The sequence below is a fragment of the Collinsella sp. CLA-JM-H32 genome (assembly GCF_040098165.1).
In the GTDB taxonomy this organism is placed as follows: domain Bacteria; phylum Actinomycetota; class Coriobacteriia; order Coriobacteriales; family Coriobacteriaceae; genus Collinsella.
The window spans coordinates 85,038-104,283 of sequence record NZ_JBBNMZ010000004.1; the positions used below are offsets into that span (position 1 = coordinate 85,038).

A 19,246-nucleotide genomic window follows, 5' to 3' on the forward strand; every position below is an offset into this window, starting at 1 on the left:
TGGGCCGGGCGTCCCGTACGTTCGGGAGCCCGGCCCGTTATTTTGAAAGGAAGTGGGGATGAACCGCTTCATCGACATCAACCCGGAGAGGTGCATCGGCTGCGGAACATGCCAGTCCGCCTGTGCCGACGCCCACCGGATGCAGGGTCTTCAGGATACGCCGCGCCTGGCGCTCGTGAAGACCGGCGGTATTTCGGCCGCCCTTGCCTGCCACCATTGCGAGGGTGCCCCCTGCGCCGAGGTCTGCCCGGTGAATGCCATCGAGCACGATGGCGACCGCATCCACGTCAAGGAGCAGGAGTGCATCGGGTGCAGGCTGTGCGCCATCGCGTGCCCCTTCGGAGCCATCCATCCCGATGGCACGTCTATCGCCGGTGTCGCAGGCATGTGCGACCCGACGCCTTCGTATCCTAAGTCCCTGAGCAGCCTGCTTACGTGGGCTCCCGGCCAGTACACCTGCGCTGTCAAGTGCGACCTGTGCGCCTTCGATCCGGACGGCCCGCATTGTGTGGCGGCGTGCCCCACCAAGGCGCTGACCGTCATGGGCGGCGCGGCCGATCGCGAGCTCGACGAGGCCAAGCGCCTGCGCTCGATTGAAAACGGTCCGTCCGTTGACGTTACCGCTGTGGCCCAGGGCCTGTCCGAGAAAGCAGAAGGGAGCGTAAACAATGGATAGCATGACGCTGTTTATCGCATCGCTTGCCGTCTCGTGCATCGGTGCGCTCGCCTCGGTTCTGCTGATCAAGGCCGACAACGCCGCCAAGACCGCCGGCTGCCTGATCGGCGCCGTCGCGGCCGTGCTGTCGTTCATCGCGGGCCTCGAGGCCGTGCTTGGCGACGTTTCGTCCCTCAACACGGTCTTCTTCTTCCCGTTCGCCCGTCTCGAGCTCTTGCTCAACGGCCTTGCGGGCCTGATCGTGGTCCTCATCTCGATTCTCGCCTTTGCGGGCTTCATCTACGGTCTGTCCTACTTCGACGAGTACCCGGGCAAGGTCGGGCGCGCCGGCTTCTTTATGAACACCTTCGTCGCCTCGATGATGCTCGTCATCACCGCCGACAACGTGTTCTGGTTCCTGGTCGCCTTTGAGCTCATGTCCCTTACGAGCTACTTCCTTGTCGTTATCGAGGAGAACAAGAACTCCATTAGGGGCGGTTGGCTCTACTTCGTCATCGCGCACGTGGGCTTCGTTCTCATCATGGCGAGCTTCCTGCTCATGACCAACGGCGTGGGCGGTTCCTTCAGCTTCAGTGATTTCCGTACGCATGACTTTGGACCCGCCGTCTCCTCCGCGTGCTTCGTCCTCGCGTTCTTCGGATTTGGCGCGAAGGCCGGTATCATTCCGCTGCACTCCTGGCTGCCCCAGGCGCACCCCGAGGCGCCGTCCAACGTGTCCGCCCTCATGTCCGGCGGCATGATCAAGATCGGCATCCTGGGAATCCTCAAGGTCGGTCTCGACCTGCTCGCGGGTTCGGGCGTCCAGCTCTGGTGGGGCCTCATGGTCCTGGTCTTCGGATCCATCTCGTCGGTCCTGGGTGTCGTCTACGCCCTCCACGAGCACGACATCAAGCGCCTGCTTGCCTATCACTCCGTCGAGAACATCGGCATCATCTTGCTCGGTGTCGGCGCGTCCATGACGGCGCACGCCCTGGGCAACGACGTCATCGCGACGATCGCGCTCATGGCCGCCCTCTACCACACGCTCAACCACGCCATGTTCAAGGGTGAGCTGTTCCTCGGCGCGGGCTCCCTGCTCTATGCCACGGGTACGCGCAACATGGAGAAGATGGGCGGTCTGTTCCGCCGCATGCCGGTCACGGCCGTCTGCTTCCTCATCGGTGCCCTTGCCATCTCGGCCATCCCGCCGCTCAACGGCTTCGTTTCCGAGTGGTTCACCTACCAGTCCCTGTTCAACATCTCGACGCTCTCCGACCCGGTCGTCATGGTGTTCGCCGTCGCCTCCGCGGCCGCCCTCGCCATCACCGGTGCCCTGGCCGTCACGTGCTTCGTGAAGGCCTACGGCGTCTCGTTCGCGAGCAGCCCTCGTTCCCAGGAGGCCGCGAACGCCAAGGAGTCCCCGGCTCCGATGTTGTTCTCGCAGATGCTCCTCGCGGCCATCTGCGTGGTACTGGGAATCGGCTCCCCGGTCATCGCCCCGGTTCTGGGCGACGTCGCCCAGAGCGTGCTTGCCGGCTCCGCCGTCACAGCCACCTCGGGCGTGTCTCTCGTGAACGAGATTTCCGGTGCCGCCACCTCCACCCCCGCGATCGCCATCGCGCTCGTGGTCCTCACCGGCCTCGCGTTCGCGTTGAGGTCCTGCCTCGGCGCCAAGGCCCCCGCTAAGAAGACCGACCCTTGGGCGTGCGGCTACGAGCCCAACGAGCACATGCCCGTCGTCGCCACGAGCTTCGCGTCCGACGTCGAACTCTTCATGGGCCCGCTCTACACCCTGCGCGAGGTATGCACCAAGATCTGCTGGTCCATCGCGCACGTGTTCCAGAAGCTCACCGGTGTCGCCCAGGGCGTCGAGCCCCTGCCCGACCGTTTCCTGGTCGATGCACCGAGCGAGGGTGCCGACAAGCTGGCCGGCCTCGCCTCCAAGATCGAGGGCGGCAACTACTCCGTATACATCTGCTACATCGTCGCGGCGCTCGTGGTCTTCCTCGTGCTCGCCGTGGTCATGGTCTAGAGAGGGGAGAGGATATTATGAACATCGTTCTTGCGATGGCGCAGGGCCTCGTGGTCATGCTGGTCGCGCCCTTCTTCTCCGGCCTCGCCCGTGTGATTCGCGCGAAGATGCACAATCGCCGCGGTCCGTCCATCCTTCAGGATTACCGGGACCTCGCGAAGCTCATGGCGCGTCCCGAGTCCGTGAGTTCCGACTCGAGCTTCGTGCTGCGCATCATGCCGCCGCTGTTCCTCGCGGTGTCGTTTATGCTCGCCATGGGCCTGCCCATGTTCACGCTCCAGAGCCCCATGCCCGTCTTTGGTGACGCCATCACCATCATGTACGCGCTCGCGCTGTCCCGCTTCTTCTTCGCGCTGTCCGGCGTGGATTCCTCCAACGCCTACGCGGGCTTCGGCGGTATCCGCGAGCTCCTCATGAGCGTGCTCATCGAGCCGTCCATGCTCATCGCGCTGTTCACCGTCGCCATCGTGTGCGGCTCCACGGACATTGCGACCATGGGTCAGCACATCGTTACGGGCAACGTCTCGAGCGTCGTCGCCGTTATCCTCGCCGGCGTCGCCTTCGCGGCCGCCTGTTACATGGAGCTCGGCAAGCTTCCGTTCGATCAGGCCGAAGCCGAGCAGGAGCTCCAGGAGGGCCCGCTCGCCGAGCTCTCCGGCCCGTCCCTGGCCATGATGAAGCTCGCCATGGGCATGAAGCAGGTCGTGGTCGTCGCTTGGTTCACCTCCATCTTCATCCCCTGGGGAGAGCCCGCGACCATCGGCGTCACCGCTCTCGTGGGCGCCGTCGTCTTCCTCGTCAAGTGCCTGGTCGATTTCGTCGTCTGCGGCGTGCTCGAGAACTCCGTTTCCCGTTCGCGCTTCAAGGTGCTCGGTAACCAGACCTGGGCCGTCGTCGGCATCGCGGTCCTCGCGTTCGTCTTCGTCGTCGTAGGCGTGTAGGGAGAAGGGAGAAACTATGTCAATCGAATCGAGCTTGTCCCTCTTTGCCATGGTGGCGATCGCCGTCCCCATGCTGGGCTCCCTGCTCATCGTCATGCTGCCGCGTCCCTACGCTAAATGGATCTGCGCCTTTGCCGGCGGCATCGCCACGGTCGCTTCCGTTGGCTTGGCCGCGACGTTTGCCGGAAGCGGCATGAACGCGGTCGATGTAACCTGGGCGAGTATGGGCCAGACCTTGGTCATGGGCTTCATATTCGACCGGATGAGCACGCTGCTCGCACCCGCGTTCGTCGCTATCGGCCTGCTCGTCGTCATCTATTCGTTCCCGTACATGAGCGATAAGAATAAGGAGCATCCCGACGCGCCCCGTCGTCGCTTCTACGTGTACTTCTCCACATTCATCGGCGCCATGGCCGGTCTCGCCTACAGCTCCACCATCGTCGGCCAGCTCGTTTTCTTCGAGATCACCGGTGTGTGCTCCTGGGGCCTCATCAGCTACTACATGACGCCCACGGCCAAGAAGGCCGGTATGAAGGCGCTCATCATCACCCATATCGGCGCTCTGGGACTCTACATCGGCGCGGCCTTCCTGTTCGCCGGAACCGGCACGTTCGCGCTGAGCGCGATCTCCCAGCTCGATTCCGGTATGAAGACCGTCGTGCTGCTGCTCATCCTGTTCGCTGCTTGGGCCAAGTCCGCCCAGTTCCCGCTCTACATGTGGCTGCCCTCCGCAATGGAGGCCCCCACGCCCGTTTCCGCCTACCTTCATGGCGCGTCCATGGTTAAGGTCGGCGTGTGCGTGTTCGCCCGCGCTCTTGCGAGCGCCGGCGATATCCCCGAGATCGTCGGTTGGGTCGCCATCATCGACGCCGTCGTGACCATGCTCTTCGGCTTCCTCATGTACCTGCCCCAGAAGGATATGAAGCGCCTGCTCGCCTTCTCGACGATCGCGCAGCTCGCCTACGTGTTCTTTGGCCTGGGCCTCTCCGTGTTCGGAAGCCAGATGGCGTTTAACGGCGCCGTCGAGCACATCTTCAACCACGCGTTCACCAAGACCCTGTTCTTCCTCATCGCTGGCTCTCTCAGCTTCACGCTGGGAACCCGTATGCTGCCCAAGATCCAGGGCCTCATGAAGAAGTACCCGGTCACGGGCGTGGGCTTTGCGGTCGCCGCGACCGCTATCGCCGGCGTGCCCCCCATGAGCACGTTCTTTTCCAAGTTCCAGATCATTTCCGGTGGCTTCGCGGTTGGTGCTACCAACACGGTCATCTTTGTCCTCGTGTGCGTCATGGTCGTCGAGACCGTCGCCACCTTCGCATGGTTCCTGCGTTGGATGGGTAAGGTCCTGCCCGGTGAGCCGAGCGAGACCGTGGCCGCCGGCCAGCCCCTTCCGCGCGTCATGGCGTTCGTGTTCGTCGTCCTCATGATCATGGTCGTCGTCGCCGGTCCTCTGTCCTCTAGTTGGATGGGTTAGGAGGTAGGACATGGGTTATTCGTTAGTCAATATCCTGGGCGGTCTTCTGATCGTGACCTCCACCATGGTGGTCGTCTCGAAGACCATCCCGTCCGCCATTAAGTGGTACGCGATCCAGTCGGTTGTCCTGGTGGGCGTGCTGCTCACCCTGGGCCTCACCACCGGTGCCACCGAGCTTCTCATGTGGGCCGCGTCGGCCTTCGTCACCAAGGTGATCCTCGTTCCGTTCATTCTCAACCGTGCCTACAAAAAGATGGGTTCGCCTGCCGATAGCACGCTGACCTCCTCCATCAAGCCGTCCTGGACCATCATCCTCACCGGTCTGGAGGTGGCCATCTGCTTCGCGGTGGTCACGCGCCTGAGCCTGCCCACCGCTGAGGTGGCTACTCCGGCCCTCGCCATCAGCTTCGCGCACTTCTTCGTCGGCCTCACGTGCATCATCTCCCAGCGCAACATCCTCAAGCAAATCTTCGGGTACTGCCTTATGGAGAACGGTAGCCACGTGACGCTCGCTCTGCTCGCGCCCACGGCCCCCGAGATCATCGAGATCGGCATCGCCACCGACGCCATCTTCGCCGTCATCATCATGTCCGCCGTCGTCGTGAGGATTTGGAACGACACCAAGTCGCTCGACTCCCACGACCTGACCGAATTGAAGGGGTAGGCCATGGATGTTTCAATGCTGACGGTCGCCCTGCTCGCTTGTCCTCTCGTGTTCTCCCTGATTATGGCTGCGCTCCCCAAGACGACGTCCTACAACGTCTTCGCGGGGCTCAACACCATCTCCGTCGCGGCGACCCTTGTCCTTTCGGTCGTCACCGCGGGAACCATGCTCTCGAGCGGGCAGAATATCGACGCTTTGGGCCTGTGGCTCCATCTCGATTCGCTCTCGTCGATCTTCGTCCTTCTGGTAGGCATCATCGGGTTCATCACCGGCGTGTACTCCATCTCCTATATCAAGATCGATATCGAGGAGAAGACCATGCCGGCCGAGCGCACCAAGCAGTACTACGCGCTGTTCAGCCTGTTCGTCTTCACGATGCTGCTCGCCTGCCTGTCCAACAACATCATCCTCACCTGGGCGGCGGTCGAGGCCACTACGCTGTCGACCGTGTTCCTCGTGGGCATCTACAAGAACAAGCAGGCGCTCGAGGCGTCTTGGAAGTACGCGATGGTCTGCACCGCCGGTGTGGCCTTCGGCCTGTTCGGTACGCTGCTCATCTACGCGAACGCCGCCGATATCATGCCCAACGCGCATGAGGCCGCCTTCCTCACCTCCATCATGCCCTACGCCGACCAGTTCGACCCGATGCTCGTGCGCCTCGCGTTCGCGTTCATCGTTATCGGCTTCGGCACCAAGGCGGGCCTGTTCCCCATGCACACCTGGCTGCCCGACGCGCACTCCCAGGCTCCGAGCCCGGTCTCCGCGCTGCTCTCGGGCGTGCTGCTCAAGTGCGCCATGCTGGTGATCATCCGCTTCTACTCCCTGTCCATCATCACGGTGGGCGACACCTATCCGCGAACGCTCCTGCTCATCCTGGGCACGCTGTCCATCCTGGTGGCTGCCCTGTGCATCTTCAAGCAGGACGATATCAAGCGCCGCTTCGCGTACTCCTCCGTCGACAACGTCGGCGTGGTCGCGCTGTGCCTGGGTATCGGTGGTCCGCTCGGTATCGCCGCCTGCCTGCTGCACTGCATCTTCCACGGCTTCACGAAGGCGCTCGCCTTCTGCATGGCCGGTAACATCCAGCACATCTACCACACCCGCGACCTGAACAAGATCAAGGGCGTCGTCGAGATCGCTCCTGTCACGGCAGCGCTCACCATCATCGCCCTGCTCGCGCTCGCCGCCTTCCCGCCGTTCGCCCTGTTCATCTCCGAGTTCCTCACCTTCGTGGCCGGCATCCAGTCCGGTCCCATCTGGGTGGTCGTGCTCGTGGCCATCGGCCTCACCGGCGTGTACTTTGCCCTTACCGGCATTGCGCTCAAGTCCATCTTCGGCAAGGCGCCCGAGGGCATGAAGCGCCACGAGGTGCCCGCCCTCATGATCATCCCCGAGATCGCCCTCGCGATCGTGGTCATATGGTTCGGTATCGCCACCCCGGTCGCCATTACGAGCGGCGTCGAGGATGCAACGTCCGTCGTTTTGAACCAGAGCGTCGAAGAGCTCCACGAGGCTCCTCTCTACCGCATGGTGTTCAGTTCCCAGACCAAGACAAGCGAGGTGAATTAGCACCATGGCAGAACCTGAAAAGAAGGACTACGCTCGTCGTTGCGAAAGCCACGTCGAGGCCCTGCGCGCCGCAGTGCCGGGCGCTATCGAGAAGGTTGAGTGGCAGTGCGAGGACCAGCTGACGATCACCGTCAAGCTGGACCGTCTGCCTGAGGCCGTCCACTACCTGTACTACGAGCGCTACGGCTGGATTCCCGTGATTGTCGGCAACGACGAGCGCTCCCTGTGCGGCCGTTACGCCGTGTACTACGTCATCTCCATGGAGGGGGAGGATCCCGGCTGGGTGACCGTGCGTGCCGAGGTCGATCCCGCCAAGATGACGTTCCCGTCCGTGACGCCGTTCGTCCCCGCCTGCGTGTGGGGCGAGCGCGAGCTGCGCGATATGTTCGGCCTGATCCCCGAGGGTCTGCCCGATCGTCGCCGCCTGGTGCTGCCCGATGACTGGCCCAGCGGCCTGTACCCGCTGCGCAAGGACTCCATGGATTACCGCTTCCGTCCCGCTCCCGCGAGCGACATGGAAAACTACGAGTTCTTGGCCGACACCAAGGGCAAGGAGACCACGCTCGTCCCCATGGGCCCGTTGCACATTACCTCCGACGAGCCCGGCCACTTCCGCCTGTTCGTCGAGGGCGAGACGATCGTCGACGCCGACTACCGTCTGTTCTACGTGCACCGCGGCATGGAGAAGGTCGCCGAGACGCGCCTGAACTATGACGCCGTGACGTTCCTCGCCGACCGCATCTGCGGCATCTGCGGCTGCGCCCACTCGGTGGCCTATGCCGAGGCCGTCGAGCGCGCCCAGGGCATTCATGTCCCGCCGCGCGCCCAGTACATCCGCGCTATCATGCTCGAGGTTGAGCGCCTGCACTCGCATCTGCTCAACATTGGCCTGGCATCGCACTACACGGGCTTCGACTCCGGCTTCCAGCAGTTCTTCCGCGTCCGCGAGAAGTCCATGGACCTGGCCGAGAAGCTTTCCGGTCACCGCAAGACCTACGGCCTCAACGTGATCGGCGGCGTGCGTCGCGACATTTTGGCCGAGCAGAAGCTCTCCACGCTCACGACCATCCACCAGCTGCGCTCCGAGGTTCAGGAGCTCGTCGACATGCTGCTCTCCACGCCCAACTTTATCGAGCGTACGAGCGGTATCGGCATTCTGGACCGCAAGATCGCTCGCGACTTCTCGCCGGTCGGCCCGCTCATGCGTGGCTCTGGCTATGCCCGCGACGTGCGCTTTGACCATCCCTTCGATGGCTACGCCGATCCGGATGTCCAAAAGATGCACGCCGCCACGGCAGACACCTGCGATGCCTTCGGCCGTACCGCCGTTCGCATCCAGGAGGTCTACGATTCGATCGACATGATCGAGACCATGCTCGAGAACTGCCCGTCGGGCCCCATCCTCACTACGGATTGGGAGTACACCCCGCACAAGTACGCCATCGGCGCCACCGAGGCACCGCGCGGCGAGGACGTGCACTGGGCCATGCTCGGCAACAACCAGAAGTGCTACCGCTGGCGCGCCAAGGCCGCCACGTACAGCAACTGGCCGGTCCTGCGCTACATGTTCCGCGGCAACACCGTGGGCGACGCGGCGCTGATCGTCGGCTCGCTCGACCCGTGCTACTCCTGCACCGACCGCGTGACGGTGACCGATGTCGCCGCCAAGCGCGACCACGTGCTCGACAAGGAGCAGTTCGAGAACGTCTGGCGCGACAAGTCGCCGCTCGCGGGCGAGGGCACCATGGCCGCTCCGCTCGATGAGGAGGCGCTCTAATATGCTGAAGCTTTGGAAGGTTAACGCCAAGGCCGGCGACGCGACGGTCAAGTACCCGTTTGCGCCGTTCCCCACCAACAAGGACATGCGCGGTAAGCCCGAGCACAATGCCGAGCTCTGCATCGCCTGCGGTGCCTGCGGCGTGGCGTGCCCGGCCGATGCCATTCGCATGGACACCGACCTTGCGGCCGATACCATTACCTGGTCGATCGACTACGGCCGCTGCATCTTCTGCGGTCGCTGTGAGGAAGCCTGCCCCATGGAGGCCATCAAGCTTACCGAGGAGTTTGAGCTGGCCGTCATGAGCAAGGACGACCTCACCAGCAAGAGCGTCTATACGCTCGAGCACTGCTCGCGTTGCGGCAAGCCGTTTGCCCCGCACAAGGAGATCGACTACGCCAAGCGCCTGCTGCAAAAGGCCGGCGGCATGGAGGCCGAGCAGGCCGCCCGTACCGTCGGTATGTGCCAGGAGTGCAAGCGCGAGCTCGACGCCCTGCGCGCCGCCTCGGCCGTAAAGACCGGCAACGCGCACGGCATGGCTGCCAACGAGACGCTTGCGTCCGGTGAGCCCCAGGGCCCCGGCATGGAGTATCTGGGCGGCCACGGCGTGAACCCGGAGTATATCGACCGCGAGCTCAACCCCGATGCGCCCGAGATTCCCGCCGGTCCGGCACCGGTCGAGGGCATCATCATGGATTTTGAAACGAAGGAGGAGTAACCATGGCCGAACCCACGCTTTTGCCCGAGCGGCTCCAGTACCGCCCGACCAAGATCGAGCTCGACGAGAGCATCGAGAAGGCCAAGGCGACCCTTCTTAAGAAGATCAAACGCTCGGTGTACGTCTACCGTGTCGACTGCGGCGGCTGCAACGGCTGCGAGATCGAGATCTTCGGTTCCATCACGCCCGTCTTCGACGTCGAGCGCTTTGGCATCAAGGTCGTGCCCTCGCCCCGTCACGCCGATGTGCTGCTGTACACCGGCGCCGTGACGCGTGCCATGCGCATGCCGGCCCTGCGCGCCTTTGAGGCCGCACCCGATCCCAAGATCGTGGTGTCCTATGGCGCGTGCGGCTGCACCGGCGGCATCTTCTACGATAACTACTGCGTCTGGGGCGGCACGGACAAGATCTTGCCGGTCGATGTCTACATCCCCGGCTGCCCGCCCAGCCCCGCGCAGACCATCTACGGCTTTGCCATGGCGCTCGGTCTGCTGGACCAAAAGCTCCATGCCGAGACCACGGTGGAGGCCGCCGGCGAGCAGGCCGATATCCTGCACCCCGGCGTGCCGTACAAGCTGCGCGTTGCCATCGAGCGCGAGGCTCGCGCCATGAGCGGCTACCGTTACGGCCGCGACCTGGCCAACGAGTTTATGGATACGCTCGAGGGCGCGCCCAAGGGCGATATCCGCGGTGCCATGGCGCTGCTCATCGACAAGCAGGATGATCCTCGCCGCGTTGAGGTCTACTCGGCGCTGCAGGATCTGGTGCTGGCCGGAGGTCGCTAGATGGAGCTCACGGACCGCTCTGGTTACTTTGCGGGCCCCGGCATGCTCGGCGGCTCTTTTGGCGATGCCTCGCGCGCAAGCGACGAGGCCGCCGAGGGCGTCGCCGACCCCTGCCTGGGCCATACGCCCGACCAGGTGGTCTTCTATGAGCTCACGCGTAAGTTTGTGGAGACCGAGGAAGACGTTCCCCAGGAGGCCTGCGACGTGCTGTACTACACGCTCGCCGTGGGCCACCACACCGGCGTGCTCGACTGCTTTGAGCCGCGCCTGTCGGTGTCGGTGAACGTGTTCTATTCGCTCCTCGACGCGCTGCCGGAGGGGGAGGCCAAAACCAAGTTCGAGGCCATCCGCTCCTTTGGTGAGTGCCAGCTCGACAAGGCGGCGGTGCCGTCGCTGCTCGAGGCCTGCGACACGCTGCTCGACGATCGCGGTTTTCGCGGTTCGGCCAAGGCCGGCATCTCGGTGTTCGATGACGACTTTGGCCTGCATGCCCAGCAGGTCGCGTTCTTAATGAAGTTTCGCGATCTGATTGAACGCGTGCGCGATGTGTCGGGCGTGTATCTGACGGGGAGGTTGCAGTAATGGGTCGCGTTGTGGATGGTCGTGTGAACGGCGCCCCGTTTGCGGGCATTGTGCTCACGGCGGGAAGCGTGCTGCGTGCTGACGATGCCGCCGGCCCCGTGCTCTCCAAAAAGATGGAGGACGCGCCGCTTGCCGGCTGGTACACCATCGATGGCGGTCAGACGCCCGAGGATGACATCATCGAGGTCAAGCGTGAGCGTCCGCCGCGTTTGGTTTTGGTCGATGCCGCCGATATGGCGCTGCCCGTCGGCGCCATCCGCTTGCTCGACAAACGTGATGTGGCCCGTAAGTCGATGTTCACCACGCATTCGCTCCCTTTGTCGATTCTGATCGAAGAGATTGAGCGATCGTGCGAAGATATCGTCTTCATAGGGATTCAGCCGGGCGATACGGAGTTCTATAACCCCATGTCCCCGGAGGTCTTTGAGGCCGTCGACGCCGTGTACGACGCCGTGGCCGCCAACGACTTTTCCCACTTTGTCCGCTTGGGGCAGGAGCAATAGGAGTGCTTGTCCCTGCTGATTAGGAAAGAAGTGATTGACATGGCAGATTCCAAGGTGGAGTACCCCGCTCCCGATTGCCTGGCGCCCGCCGCGATCGAGGCCAAGACCGAGACCACCGGCGTGACCAAGGCTAACCTGCCGGTCGCTAAGGCCTTTCTGTTGGCAATGTTCGCCGGTGCGTTTATCGCCTTCGGCGGCCTGTTCTTTACGGTGTTTTTGAGCGACAGCACGCTGGGCTGGGGTGCCCAGCGCGTCGTGGGCGGCCTGTGCTTTTGCCTGGGCCTGGTGCTGGTGCTGGTGTGCGGCGCCGAGCTGTTTACTGGCAATTCGCTTATGGTCTGCGCACTCAAGAGCAAAAAGATCACCCTGGTCCAGATGCTCAAGGCTTGGGTCGTCGTATGGGTCGGTAACTTTGTCGGTGCCCTGTTCATCGTCTTTTTGGTGTACATGGCCGGCATTTACAAGCTCAACGGCGAGGCGGTCGCCAATTCCATGGTGAGCGTCGCCGCCGGCAAGGTGACGATCGACTGGGTGACGATCTTCTTCCGCGGCATCCTGTGCAACATCTTTGTGTGCCTGGCCGTGTGGATCGGTACCGCCGGCAAGACCGTGGTCGATAAGGTTGTGGGCATTCTGCTGCCCATCGCCGCCTTTGTGGCCTGCGGTTTTGAGCACTGCGTCGCCAACATGTACTTTTTGCCCATGGGCGCCGTGATGCACGCGTGCGGCTATGGTGCCGACGTCGCCGGCGCCGATTCGCTCAACGCTGCGGGCATTGCGTTTAACCTGTCCGCCGCCACGCTGGGCAACATCGTGGGCGGCGCGGTTCTGATCGCGCTCGGCTACTGGTTTATCTACGCTAAGAAGTCCGAGGCGTAAGGTACCGTCTGTTTGACGTTGGGCCTCCCGCGGGGCGTTGCCGTGCGGGAGGCTTTTTGGGTCTGGGGCTCGTTGCCGGGCTTTTGGCCTGTTGTGTTTGGCTGATGAAAGGGGTAATCGAGATGGCATCTGCTGTGAAGCGTGACGGTCGCGCCGTGGTGACCACATGCGGGGGATGCTATGCCGATTGCGCCTTTGCGGCACGCGTTGAGGACGGTCGCGCGGTGGCCGAGCTGCCGGTGCCGGGGCATCCGTGCGCGGCGCGTGCCCTCTGCGCCCGCGGACGGCATCGCCTGGCAATGCCGTTTGACGAGCGCGACCGGATTTTGCATCCCATGCGCCGACGAGCTGATGGCTCGGGGTTCGATCCGATTTCGTGGGACGAGGCGTTCGCTCAGATTGCCAAGCGTCTTTTGGGGATTATTGACGAGCGCGGACCTCGTGCGCTGGGCATGACGCTCGGCGTGCCCTCGTTCGACCGCTACTGGGCCTATCGCCTTATGCATGCGTTGGGTTCGCCCAACGTGTACGGTGCCGACGGTGCTTGCGAGGTAAGCCGACTTACCGGTTGGGAGCACAGCCTGGGTTATAGTCCCGCCTCCGACCTGGCACATACCGATTGCATCATGTATTTGGGGCGTTCCATTGTCGATTCGTCGACGATGGGGGCCGTTGATGCGCTCAACGATGCGCGCCGGCGCGGGGCGAAGGTCATCGTGGTTGACCCCCGGCGCAGCGGTTCGGCTGCTATTGCCGATCGCTGGCTCCGCGTGCGCCCGGGCTGCGACTTGGCGCTACTGTTGGGTATTGCCCACGTGCTGATTGTCGAGGACCTGTACGATCACGAGTTCGTTGCCCGCTACGCCACAGGCTTTGACGAGCTGGCACAGGCAGCCGCTGCTTGGACGCCCGAGTGGGCCGAGTCGATGTGCGACGTGCCGGCCGCAGAGATTGTCGCCACGGCGCGCGATCTCGCTGCCGCCGCGCCTGCCGCTGTGGTGGATGCGGGTTTTCATGGTGGCATCGGAATCGCGTATGCCAATAGCACCCAGACCGCGCGCGCTATTTGCTTGGTCGACGTGCTGCTGGGCTGCATCGGACACGCGGGCGGTGCCCTCAACCCGCCCACGCCGCTTGTGTTGGGCGACCTCGATCCCGCATGCTTTGCGACGCCGCCGGTGCCGCGCGGGCCCAAGCTGGGGTCCGAGCGCTATCCGCTGGTCGATCCGGTGCGCGGCCTGTGCACGACTATCGGTCAGTCGATTCTTGCCGGCGATTTGCGTGGGCTCATCGTCTATGCCAGTAACCCCGGTGCGGGCTATGGCAATGCACAGGCTTGGTTGAGTATTTTGCAGCAGCTCGACTTGCTCGTGACGATTGATATTCGCTGGTCCGAGACGGCGCGTGCTTCTGACTTCGTGCTGCCCGACGTAACGTATCTGGAGGCTGACCGCGGCGTGGGAACGGTGACGGGCGCCAACGATGCGCGCGTGTTCTACCGCAACGCCGTGCTGCCCGTGCAGCATGACGACACACGTCCCGGTCGGGAGATTTTTGCCGGTCTGGCGCAGGCGTGTGGCGTGGGCGAGTACTTCCAGTTTACGTCTGACGATCTGGCGGCTGCCCAGGTGGCGCCTTTTGGGATCGATCTGGACGAGCTCATGGAGCGCGGCTGGGCCGATACGGGCATGGCGCTGCCGACGCGCACGGGTGAGCCGGTGATTCCGCTTGCCGGCGGCAAGATTGCGCTGGCAAGCGACATATGGGAGCGAGCCGGCATGGGTCGTGTGCCCGACTGGATCGCGCCCATGGTGGAGCCCAGCCCGGGGATGTTTCGCCTCATTAGCGGCAATCGACCCTTTGAGTCGCATACCTCGCGCAGGCTCGCGGCAGCAGGTGCCGCCGAGGCGGGTTCCGACTTGGACGCCGTGCAGATGAATGCCGGTGTTGCCACACGCATGGGTATCGCCAATGGCGAGGTCGTCGAGCTGGTGAGCGATATGGGCCGCGACCGCGTGCGCGTGGAGACGACGCCGTATCTGCATCCGGCGTGCATCTTCACCTCGGCCGCTCCCGGCGGGCGTTCGTTTGGTGCCGATGCCGGCGGCGCTCAAGCCTTGGGCGTGGGCCCGCTCGACCATACACCGTTGCGTTGGGACCCGTTGACGGGCGCCGCGCTCACCCAGGAAAACGCCGTTCGCGTGGAAAAGATCGCGGCACGCGAGGATAATAGCGATTGATTGACTCAGCCGATCGAATTGGCTGATAGTTTGACGTTCGAACGATTGATTCACCTTTGGTTTTGAAAGGTCGCACATGAGCGATAGCCAGAACATGTCCGATGAGGTGCGCGCCCGCCTGCGCGCCATTCCCTCCGTCAACGAGCTGCTCGCAGAGTGGCCGGTTGTGAAGGCGGCGGGGGAGACCTGCGACGCGGTGGTGCATGCCGCCGTCACGGCCGAGCTCGACGAGGAGCGCGCCGCCATTCGTGCCGGCGCCGCCCCGCGTTCCAAGCGCGAGCTGGCCTCGGCCATCGAGTGGCGTGCGCATCGCTCCGCGCTGCCGAGCCTGCGTCCCGCCGTCAACGCCACGGGTGTGGTTATCCATACCAACTTGGGGCGCGCCCCGCTCGCGGAATCAGCTGCCAAAGCCGTGGCCGATGTCGCGCGCGGGTATAGCACGCTCGAGTACAGCGTCGACACCTGTTCGCGCGGGTCGCGCAAGGAGCATGCCGCTCAGCTCATCCGCTCGCTTACCGGTGCCGAGGACGCGCTGGTCGTTAACAACAACGCCGCCGCGGTGCTGCTGGTGCTTGCCACCCATGCCGCGGGTAAAGAGGTCATCGTCAGCCGCGGCGAGCTTGTCGAGATTGGCGGCAGCTTCCGCATCCCCGATGTCATGGCGGCTTCGGGCGCCAAACTCGTCGAGGTCGGCGCCACCAACCGCACGCACCTGGCAGATTATGAGCAAGCCATCACACCCGATACGGCCATGATCCTCAAGGTCCATCCTTCCAACTATCGCATCGAGGGCTTTCACGAGGAGGTAGGCTCTCGGGAGCTTGCTGCTCTGGCCCACAAGCATGGCCTGCTGTTCTACGAGGACCAGGGGTCGGGCGCGCTGTTGCCCGACGACATCTTGGTGCGCGGAGGCGAAGAAACCACGCCGGCTTCGGTCGCGGCGGGGCTCGATATCGTGTCATGCTCGGGCGATAAGCTGCTCGGTGCCGCACAGGCGGGCATTATCATGGGCCGTTGCGATCTGGTCCAGGCCTGCGGGTCGCATCCGCTTATGCGCGCCCTGCGCCCGGGCAAGCTCGCGCTGGCGGCGCTCGAGGCTACGCTGCGCATCTACATGGACGGCGCCGATGTTGCCCATCGCGAGGTACCGGTGCTCAACATGCTCACGCTTCCGCAGGCTCATCTGGAGCGTCGCGCACGCAAGCTGCGCGAGCTGATGGTGGCAGGCCTCGATAAGGCTGGCTGCCCGTGCGCCGTGCAGGTGGAAATCGTCGAGGAGTCGTCGACTCCCGGCGGCGGCTCGCTGCCTACCGTGGAGTTGCCCACGATGTGCGTGGCCGTCTGCCCGGTTGACGGGCGCCTGTCCGTCGATGCGCTCAAGCGCTCGCTCGTCCAAGACTTCGATACGCCGGTCGTCACGCGCGCCTCGCACGACCGCATTCTGTTTGATGTGCGCACGCTCGTGGGCGACCGCGATATCGAGACGGCGGCATCGACGCTCGTCGCGTGCGTTGAGAAGGCGGTCGCATGATGAGTGAGGTTCAAGCGCTGGTGGAGTGTCCCGTTATCGTTGGCACGGCGGGCCACGTTGACCACGGTAAGTCCGCACTGATCGAGGCGTTGACCGGCAAGAATCCCGATCGCCTGGAGGTCGAGCGTCGTCGCGGCATGACGGTGGAGTTGGGTTTTGGCGAGCTGGCACTGCCGAGTGGCAAGATCGTCGGCCTGGTCGACGTGCCGGGGCATGCGCATTACTTGCGCGCCATGGTGCAGGGCGCCACGGGTATCGATGTTGCCGTGCTGGTGGTCTCTGCCGTTGAGGGCGTGATGCCGCAGACGCGTGAGCACGTGCATGTACTGGAGTTGCTGGGTGTCACGCACATGGTGGTGGCGCTGACCATGCGCGATCTGGCCGATGCCGAGATGACCGAGCTTGCCGAGCTCGATGTCGATGACTTTTTGTCGGGTACCGTGTTTGCGGGCGCGCCGATTGTGCCCGTGTCGTCTAAGACGGGCGAGGGGATCGACGGGCTCCTTGCGGTGCTCGACGAGCAGGTAAGTGCCTGCTGGGATTCCTGTCGCGAGCGTGCCGATCGTGGCGATGCCGCGCCGCGCCTGCCGATTGACCGCTGCTTTACGATCAAGGGCGTCGGTACTGTCGTAACGGGAACGCTGCACGACGCGCCGGTTGCGGTGGGCGACGAGCTGATGGCCTTGCCGTCGCGTACGGTCTGTCGCGTGCGCGGGATTCAGGTGCATGGCGATACGCCGCGCGCGCTGCCTGGTCAGCGTGTGGCGCTCAACCTAGTTGGTGACGGTGCCGCGGCGCTTGACCGTGGCGAGATGCTGGGCGTTGCGGACCGCTTTGGCCAGACGTTGCGCTTTATGATGACGTTCACCTACCTCGGCCGCGAGGGCGCCAAGCCGCGCGTGCTCGAGTCGGGCGCGCGTGTGCATGTGATGGCCGGCACGGCCGAGGTCGTCGGCCGCATCATGCTATTGGAGGGCGAGGCCCCCATGGCGGTGGGCGAGACCCGTACCGTGCAGGTGCGCCTGGATGATCCGCTGCCGCTGCGTGCCGGAGACCATGCCGTGGTGCTGTCCTATTCGCCCGTGATGCTTATCGGCGGCGGGCGCGTGCTGCTTTCTCGCTGCCGCCGCTCTCGCGAGCTTGCCGAAGGGGAGCGTGCGCTGTATGCGGCGCTCGAGGCCGGAGATATTGAGGGCGCTGTGGATGCGTGGCTGGCGCTGCAAGCGCTGCCGGTTGCGGCTGCCGATGTTACCGCGGCGCTCGATCTTGTTGCCGGTGAGGCTGAGGCGGCGCTGCGCGGGCTGGTGGCGCAGGGCGCTGCTTGCGCGCTTGCTGGCTCGGGTGGCTCGCTGTATGCAGATTCTTCCGCGCTCGACGCCGCGATGGATGCACTGGCGACGACCCTGTCAGCCATGCATGCGGCGTCTCCCAAGGAGACGGGCTTTACGCCCGGCGCCGTTGCCCATGCTGCGTGGCCTGCCGCTGATGAAGGCGTTGCCGCGGCTCTGATTGCCGAGGGCTGCTCGCGCGGCGTGTGCGCCGCTGAGGGCGCCGAGGTATTCGATCCGCATTCGGCCGCCGCGGCGGCACGCGTGGTGCGCGAGGCCTGCGAACGTATCGTTGCCTTGCTGGACGAAGCCGGCCTCGATGCACCGATATTGCCCGAGGTGGGCGAGCAGTTGCAGCTCGATCGCGACACCATGACGCGTGCCCTGCGCGAGCTTTCGCTCAATCGCTCGATCGTTAAGGTCGAGCGCGACGTTGCCCTGTCCGCTGCCGCCGAGGCCCATGCGCGCGAGCTTGTTGCCGCCGCCATTGAGGCAGCCGGCGGTGCAGCCACCACGAGCGTGCTGCGCGAGGCCCTGGGTGTGTCGCGCAAACGTGCAATCAGCATCTTGGAGCACCTAGATGCCGTGCGCTTTACGGTGCTCGACAAGGATTCTGGCGGCCTGCGCTCCCTGCGCTAGATTGGCTGCTCGGTTTGGTAAAATACCGCCGCACTTGGGAACGGATGGGCTCCGGTGGGCTCCGCGGTCCTCAAAACCGTTGCGAGGCGTGCAAAACGTCTTGGATGTGTTCGATTCACATACGTTCCCGCCATACGCTACCAGCGCTTTTGTGCTCGCGGTCTTGCTGCGTGCCGCAAAGGCGCTGTTTTGTTTTTGCACGAGCTTTTCGTAGCGCTGCTATTTCTGCGGCGGTATTTGGCTTCGTGTGTCGGGTTTCGAGCATGCCGATGGAGGTGTTTTGCCGTATGACTACCGTAAGACGGGTCGATCTTTCTTGCGTCGTCCAAGCGGGCGGGCTGTCCTCACGCATGGGCCGCGATAAGGCGCGCATGACGTTTTGCGGCGAACCGCTCATCGAGCGCGTGCTGGGTCGGCTGGCGCCAGTTGCCGGCGAGTTGATCGTGACGACTTCGCGTCCCAGCGAGCTTGCCTATCTTGAGGAGCGCGCGTTTGGCGGCCTTGCGCCGCGAATAGTTCCGGACCTTGAGGGGCCGGCGGGCGCTATGCGCGGCATCGCGAGCTCGTTGGCCGCGGCGCGATTGCCGCTCGTGGCGATCGTCGCCTGCGATATGCCGTTTGTCTCGCCGGAACTCATCGGCGTGCTTGCCGATCGTGTTGAGGCCGAGGTGCTCGACGTGTGCGTGCCGCGCGAGGAGCGGGGAATTGAGCCGCTTTGCGCCGTCTGGCGCCGTGACGCGTGTGCGCCGGTTGCCCAAGAGCTGCTCTCCTGCGACCGACAGCGCATTCGCTGCCTGATCAATCGCGTTCAGGCCGGTTATATGGATGAGCCGCAGATCGTTAAGGCCGCGGGCTCGACGCTCTGCTTCGAGAACGTCAATACGCCCGAGGAGTTTGCGGCGGCCGAGTTACTCGCCTAGACGATTGGA

The 19,246-nt window shown here is 64.1% G+C and carries 16 protein-coding genes and 1 tRNA gene; all 17 read left to right on the forward strand.

All coding sequences use genetic code 11. From position 1 onward, the window contains the following. Nucleotides 1-58 precede the first annotated feature (58 nt). The gene (locus tag AAA021_RS03535) at nucleotides 59-676 is read left to right on the forward strand and encodes a 4Fe-4S dicluster domain-containing protein (RefSeq protein ID WP_117746396.1); all 618 of its coding nucleotides are present in this window, start codon (nucleotides 59-61) and stop codon (nucleotides 674-676) included. Continuing rightward, entirely contained in the window at nucleotides 669-2,687 is a 2,019-nt protein-coding gene (hyfB, locus tag AAA021_RS03540) for a hydrogenase 4 subunit B (protein ID WP_099431573.1), read from the forward strand. The genes AAA021_RS03535 and hyfB overlap by 8 nt, the downstream gene beginning before the upstream one ends. 17 nt (nucleotides 2,688-2,704) lie before the next feature. Next, nucleotides 2,705-3,628 carry an NADH-quinone oxidoreductase subunit H gene (locus AAA021_RS03545; RefSeq protein ID WP_006234113.1) on the forward strand — a complete coding sequence of 308 codons (924 nt, stop codon included), beginning with the start codon at nucleotides 2,705-2,707 and terminating at the stop codon, nucleotides 3,626-3,628. 16 nt (nucleotides 3,629-3,644) lie between these two features. Next, a complete protein-coding gene (locus AAA021_RS03550) occupies nucleotides 3,645-5,102 on the forward strand; it encodes a hydrogenase 4 subunit D (protein ID WP_349088022.1) in 1,458 nt (485 codons plus the stop codon). A 10-nt stretch (nucleotides 5,103-5,112) separates the two neighbouring features. Next, a complete protein-coding gene (hyfE, locus tag AAA021_RS03555; RefSeq protein WP_349088024.1) occupies nucleotides 5,113-5,766 on the forward strand; it encodes a hydrogenase 4 membrane subunit in 654 nt (217 codons plus the stop codon). Between the two features lie 3 nt (nucleotides 5,767-5,769). Beyond that, nucleotides 5,770-7,335, forward strand: coding sequence for a hydrogenase 4 subunit F (locus AAA021_RS03560; protein WP_349088026.1), 1,566 nt, complete (start codon nucleotides 5,770-5,772; stop codon nucleotides 7,333-7,335). 4 nt (nucleotides 7,336-7,339) lie between these two features. Continuing rightward, nucleotides 7,340-9,112, forward strand: coding sequence for a hydrogenase large subunit (locus AAA021_RS03565; RefSeq protein WP_349088028.1), 1,773 nt, complete (start codon nucleotides 7,340-7,342; stop codon nucleotides 9,110-9,112). A 1-nt stretch (nucleotide 9,113) separates the two neighbouring features. Further along, complete coding sequence (locus AAA021_RS03570) at nucleotides 9,114-9,830, forward strand: formate hydrogenlyase complex iron-sulfur subunit (RefSeq protein WP_196022398.1); 717 nt, start codon at nucleotides 9,114-9,116, stop codon at nucleotides 9,828-9,830. A 2-nt stretch (nucleotides 9,831-9,832) separates the two neighbouring features. Continuing rightward, nucleotides 9,833-10,615: an NADH-quinone oxidoreductase subunit B family protein gene (locus tag AAA021_RS03575; protein WP_022095195.1), complete on the forward strand. Its 783-nt coding sequence runs from the start codon at nucleotides 9,833-9,835 to the stop codon at nucleotides 10,613-10,615. Beyond that, nucleotides 10,616-11,197, forward strand: a complete 582-nt coding sequence (locus AAA021_RS03580; protein WP_349088030.1) for a formate hydrogenlyase maturation HycH family protein — start codon at nucleotides 10,616-10,618, stop codon at nucleotides 11,195-11,197. Continuing rightward, a complete protein-coding gene (hycI, locus tag AAA021_RS03585; protein ID WP_349088031.1) occupies nucleotides 11,197-11,700 on the forward strand; it encodes a hydrogenase maturation peptidase HycI in 504 nt (167 codons plus the stop codon). Before AAA021_RS03580 ends, hycI begins: the two co-directional genes overlap by 1 nt. Before the next feature lie 39 nt (nucleotides 11,701-11,739). Continuing rightward, entirely contained in the window at nucleotides 11,740-12,579 is an 840-nt protein-coding gene (locus AAA021_RS03590; protein WP_349088032.1) for a formate/nitrite transporter family protein, read from the forward strand. A gap of 122 nt (nucleotides 12,580-12,701) precedes the next feature. After that, on the forward strand, nucleotides 12,702-14,819 hold the full coding sequence (locus AAA021_RS03595; RefSeq protein ID WP_349088033.1) for a molybdopterin-dependent oxidoreductase: 2,118 nt from the start codon (nucleotides 12,702-12,704) through the stop codon (nucleotides 14,817-14,819). Nucleotides 14,820-14,895: 76 nt separating this feature from the next. Continuing rightward, on the forward strand, nucleotides 14,896-16,350 hold the full coding sequence (gene selA / locus AAA021_RS03600) for an L-seryl-tRNA(Sec) selenium transferase (protein WP_349088034.1): 1,455 nt from the start codon (nucleotides 14,896-14,898) through the stop codon (nucleotides 16,348-16,350). Next, nucleotides 16,350-18,317 (forward strand): selenocysteine-specific translation elongation factor, encoded by a 1,968-nt coding sequence (selB, locus tag AAA021_RS03605; protein ID WP_349088035.1) that lies wholly within the window; start codon nucleotides 16,350-16,352, stop codon nucleotides 18,315-18,317. The genes selA and selB overlap by 1 nt, the downstream gene beginning before the upstream one ends. Before the next feature lie 36 nt (nucleotides 18,318-18,353). Further along, nucleotides 18,354-18,450, forward strand: a tRNA-Sec gene (locus AAA021_RS03610). Nucleotides 18,451-18,604: 154 nt separating this feature from the next. Continuing rightward, nucleotides 18,605-19,237, forward strand: a complete 633-nt coding sequence (locus tag AAA021_RS03615) for a molybdenum cofactor guanylyltransferase (RefSeq protein ID WP_349088036.1) — start codon at nucleotides 18,605-18,607, stop codon at nucleotides 19,235-19,237. Nucleotides 19,238-19,246: the final 9 nt, after the last annotated feature.

Coding starts and splice junctions, on each gene's coding strand:
- selA (WP_349088034.1), top strand. CDS start 14,896: ATGAGCGATAGCCAGAACATGTCCGATGAGGTGCGCGCCCGCCTGCGC.
- AAA021_RS03615 (WP_349088036.1), top strand. CDS start 18,605: ATGACTACCGTAAGACGGGTCGATCTTTCTTGCGTCGTCCAAGCGGGC.
- AAA021_RS03590 (WP_349088032.1), top strand. CDS start 11,740: ATGGCAGATTCCAAGGTGGAGTACCCCGCTCCCGATTGCCTGGCGCCC.
- hyfE (WP_349088024.1), top strand. CDS start 5,113: ATGGGTTATTCGTTAGTCAATATCCTGGGCGGTCTTCTGATCGTGACC.
- selB (WP_349088035.1), top strand. CDS start 16,350: ATGAGTGAGGTTCAAGCGCTGGTGGAGTGTCCCGTTATCGTTGGCACG.
- AAA021_RS03550 (WP_349088022.1), top strand. CDS start 3,645: ATGTCAATCGAATCGAGCTTGTCCCTCTTTGCCATGGTGGCGATCGCC.
- AAA021_RS03560 (WP_349088026.1), top strand. CDS start 5,770: ATGGATGTTTCAATGCTGACGGTCGCCCTGCTCGCTTGTCCTCTCGTG.
- AAA021_RS03575 (WP_022095195.1), top strand. CDS start 9,833: ATGGCCGAACCCACGCTTTTGCCCGAGCGGCTCCAGTACCGCCCGACC.
- AAA021_RS03565 (WP_349088028.1), top strand. CDS start 7,340: ATGGCAGAACCTGAAAAGAAGGACTACGCTCGTCGTTGCGAAAGCCAC.
- AAA021_RS03580 (WP_349088030.1), top strand. CDS start 10,616: ATGGAGCTCACGGACCGCTCTGGTTACTTTGCGGGCCCCGGCATGCTC.
- AAA021_RS03570 (WP_196022398.1), top strand. CDS start 9,114: ATGCTGAAGCTTTGGAAGGTTAACGCCAAGGCCGGCGACGCGACGGTC.
- AAA021_RS03535 (WP_117746396.1), top strand. CDS start 59: ATGAACCGCTTCATCGACATCAACCCGGAGAGGTGCATCGGCTGCGGA.
- AAA021_RS03545 (WP_006234113.1), top strand. CDS start 2,705: ATGAACATCGTTCTTGCGATGGCGCAGGGCCTCGTGGTCATGCTGGTC.
- AAA021_RS03595 (WP_349088033.1), top strand. CDS start 12,702: ATGGCATCTGCTGTGAAGCGTGACGGTCGCGCCGTGGTGACCACATGC.
- hycI (WP_349088031.1), top strand. CDS start 11,197: ATGGGTCGCGTTGTGGATGGTCGTGTGAACGGCGCCCCGTTTGCGGGC.
- hyfB (WP_099431573.1), top strand. CDS start 669: ATGGATAGCATGACGCTGTTTATCGCATCGCTTGCCGTCTCGTGCATC.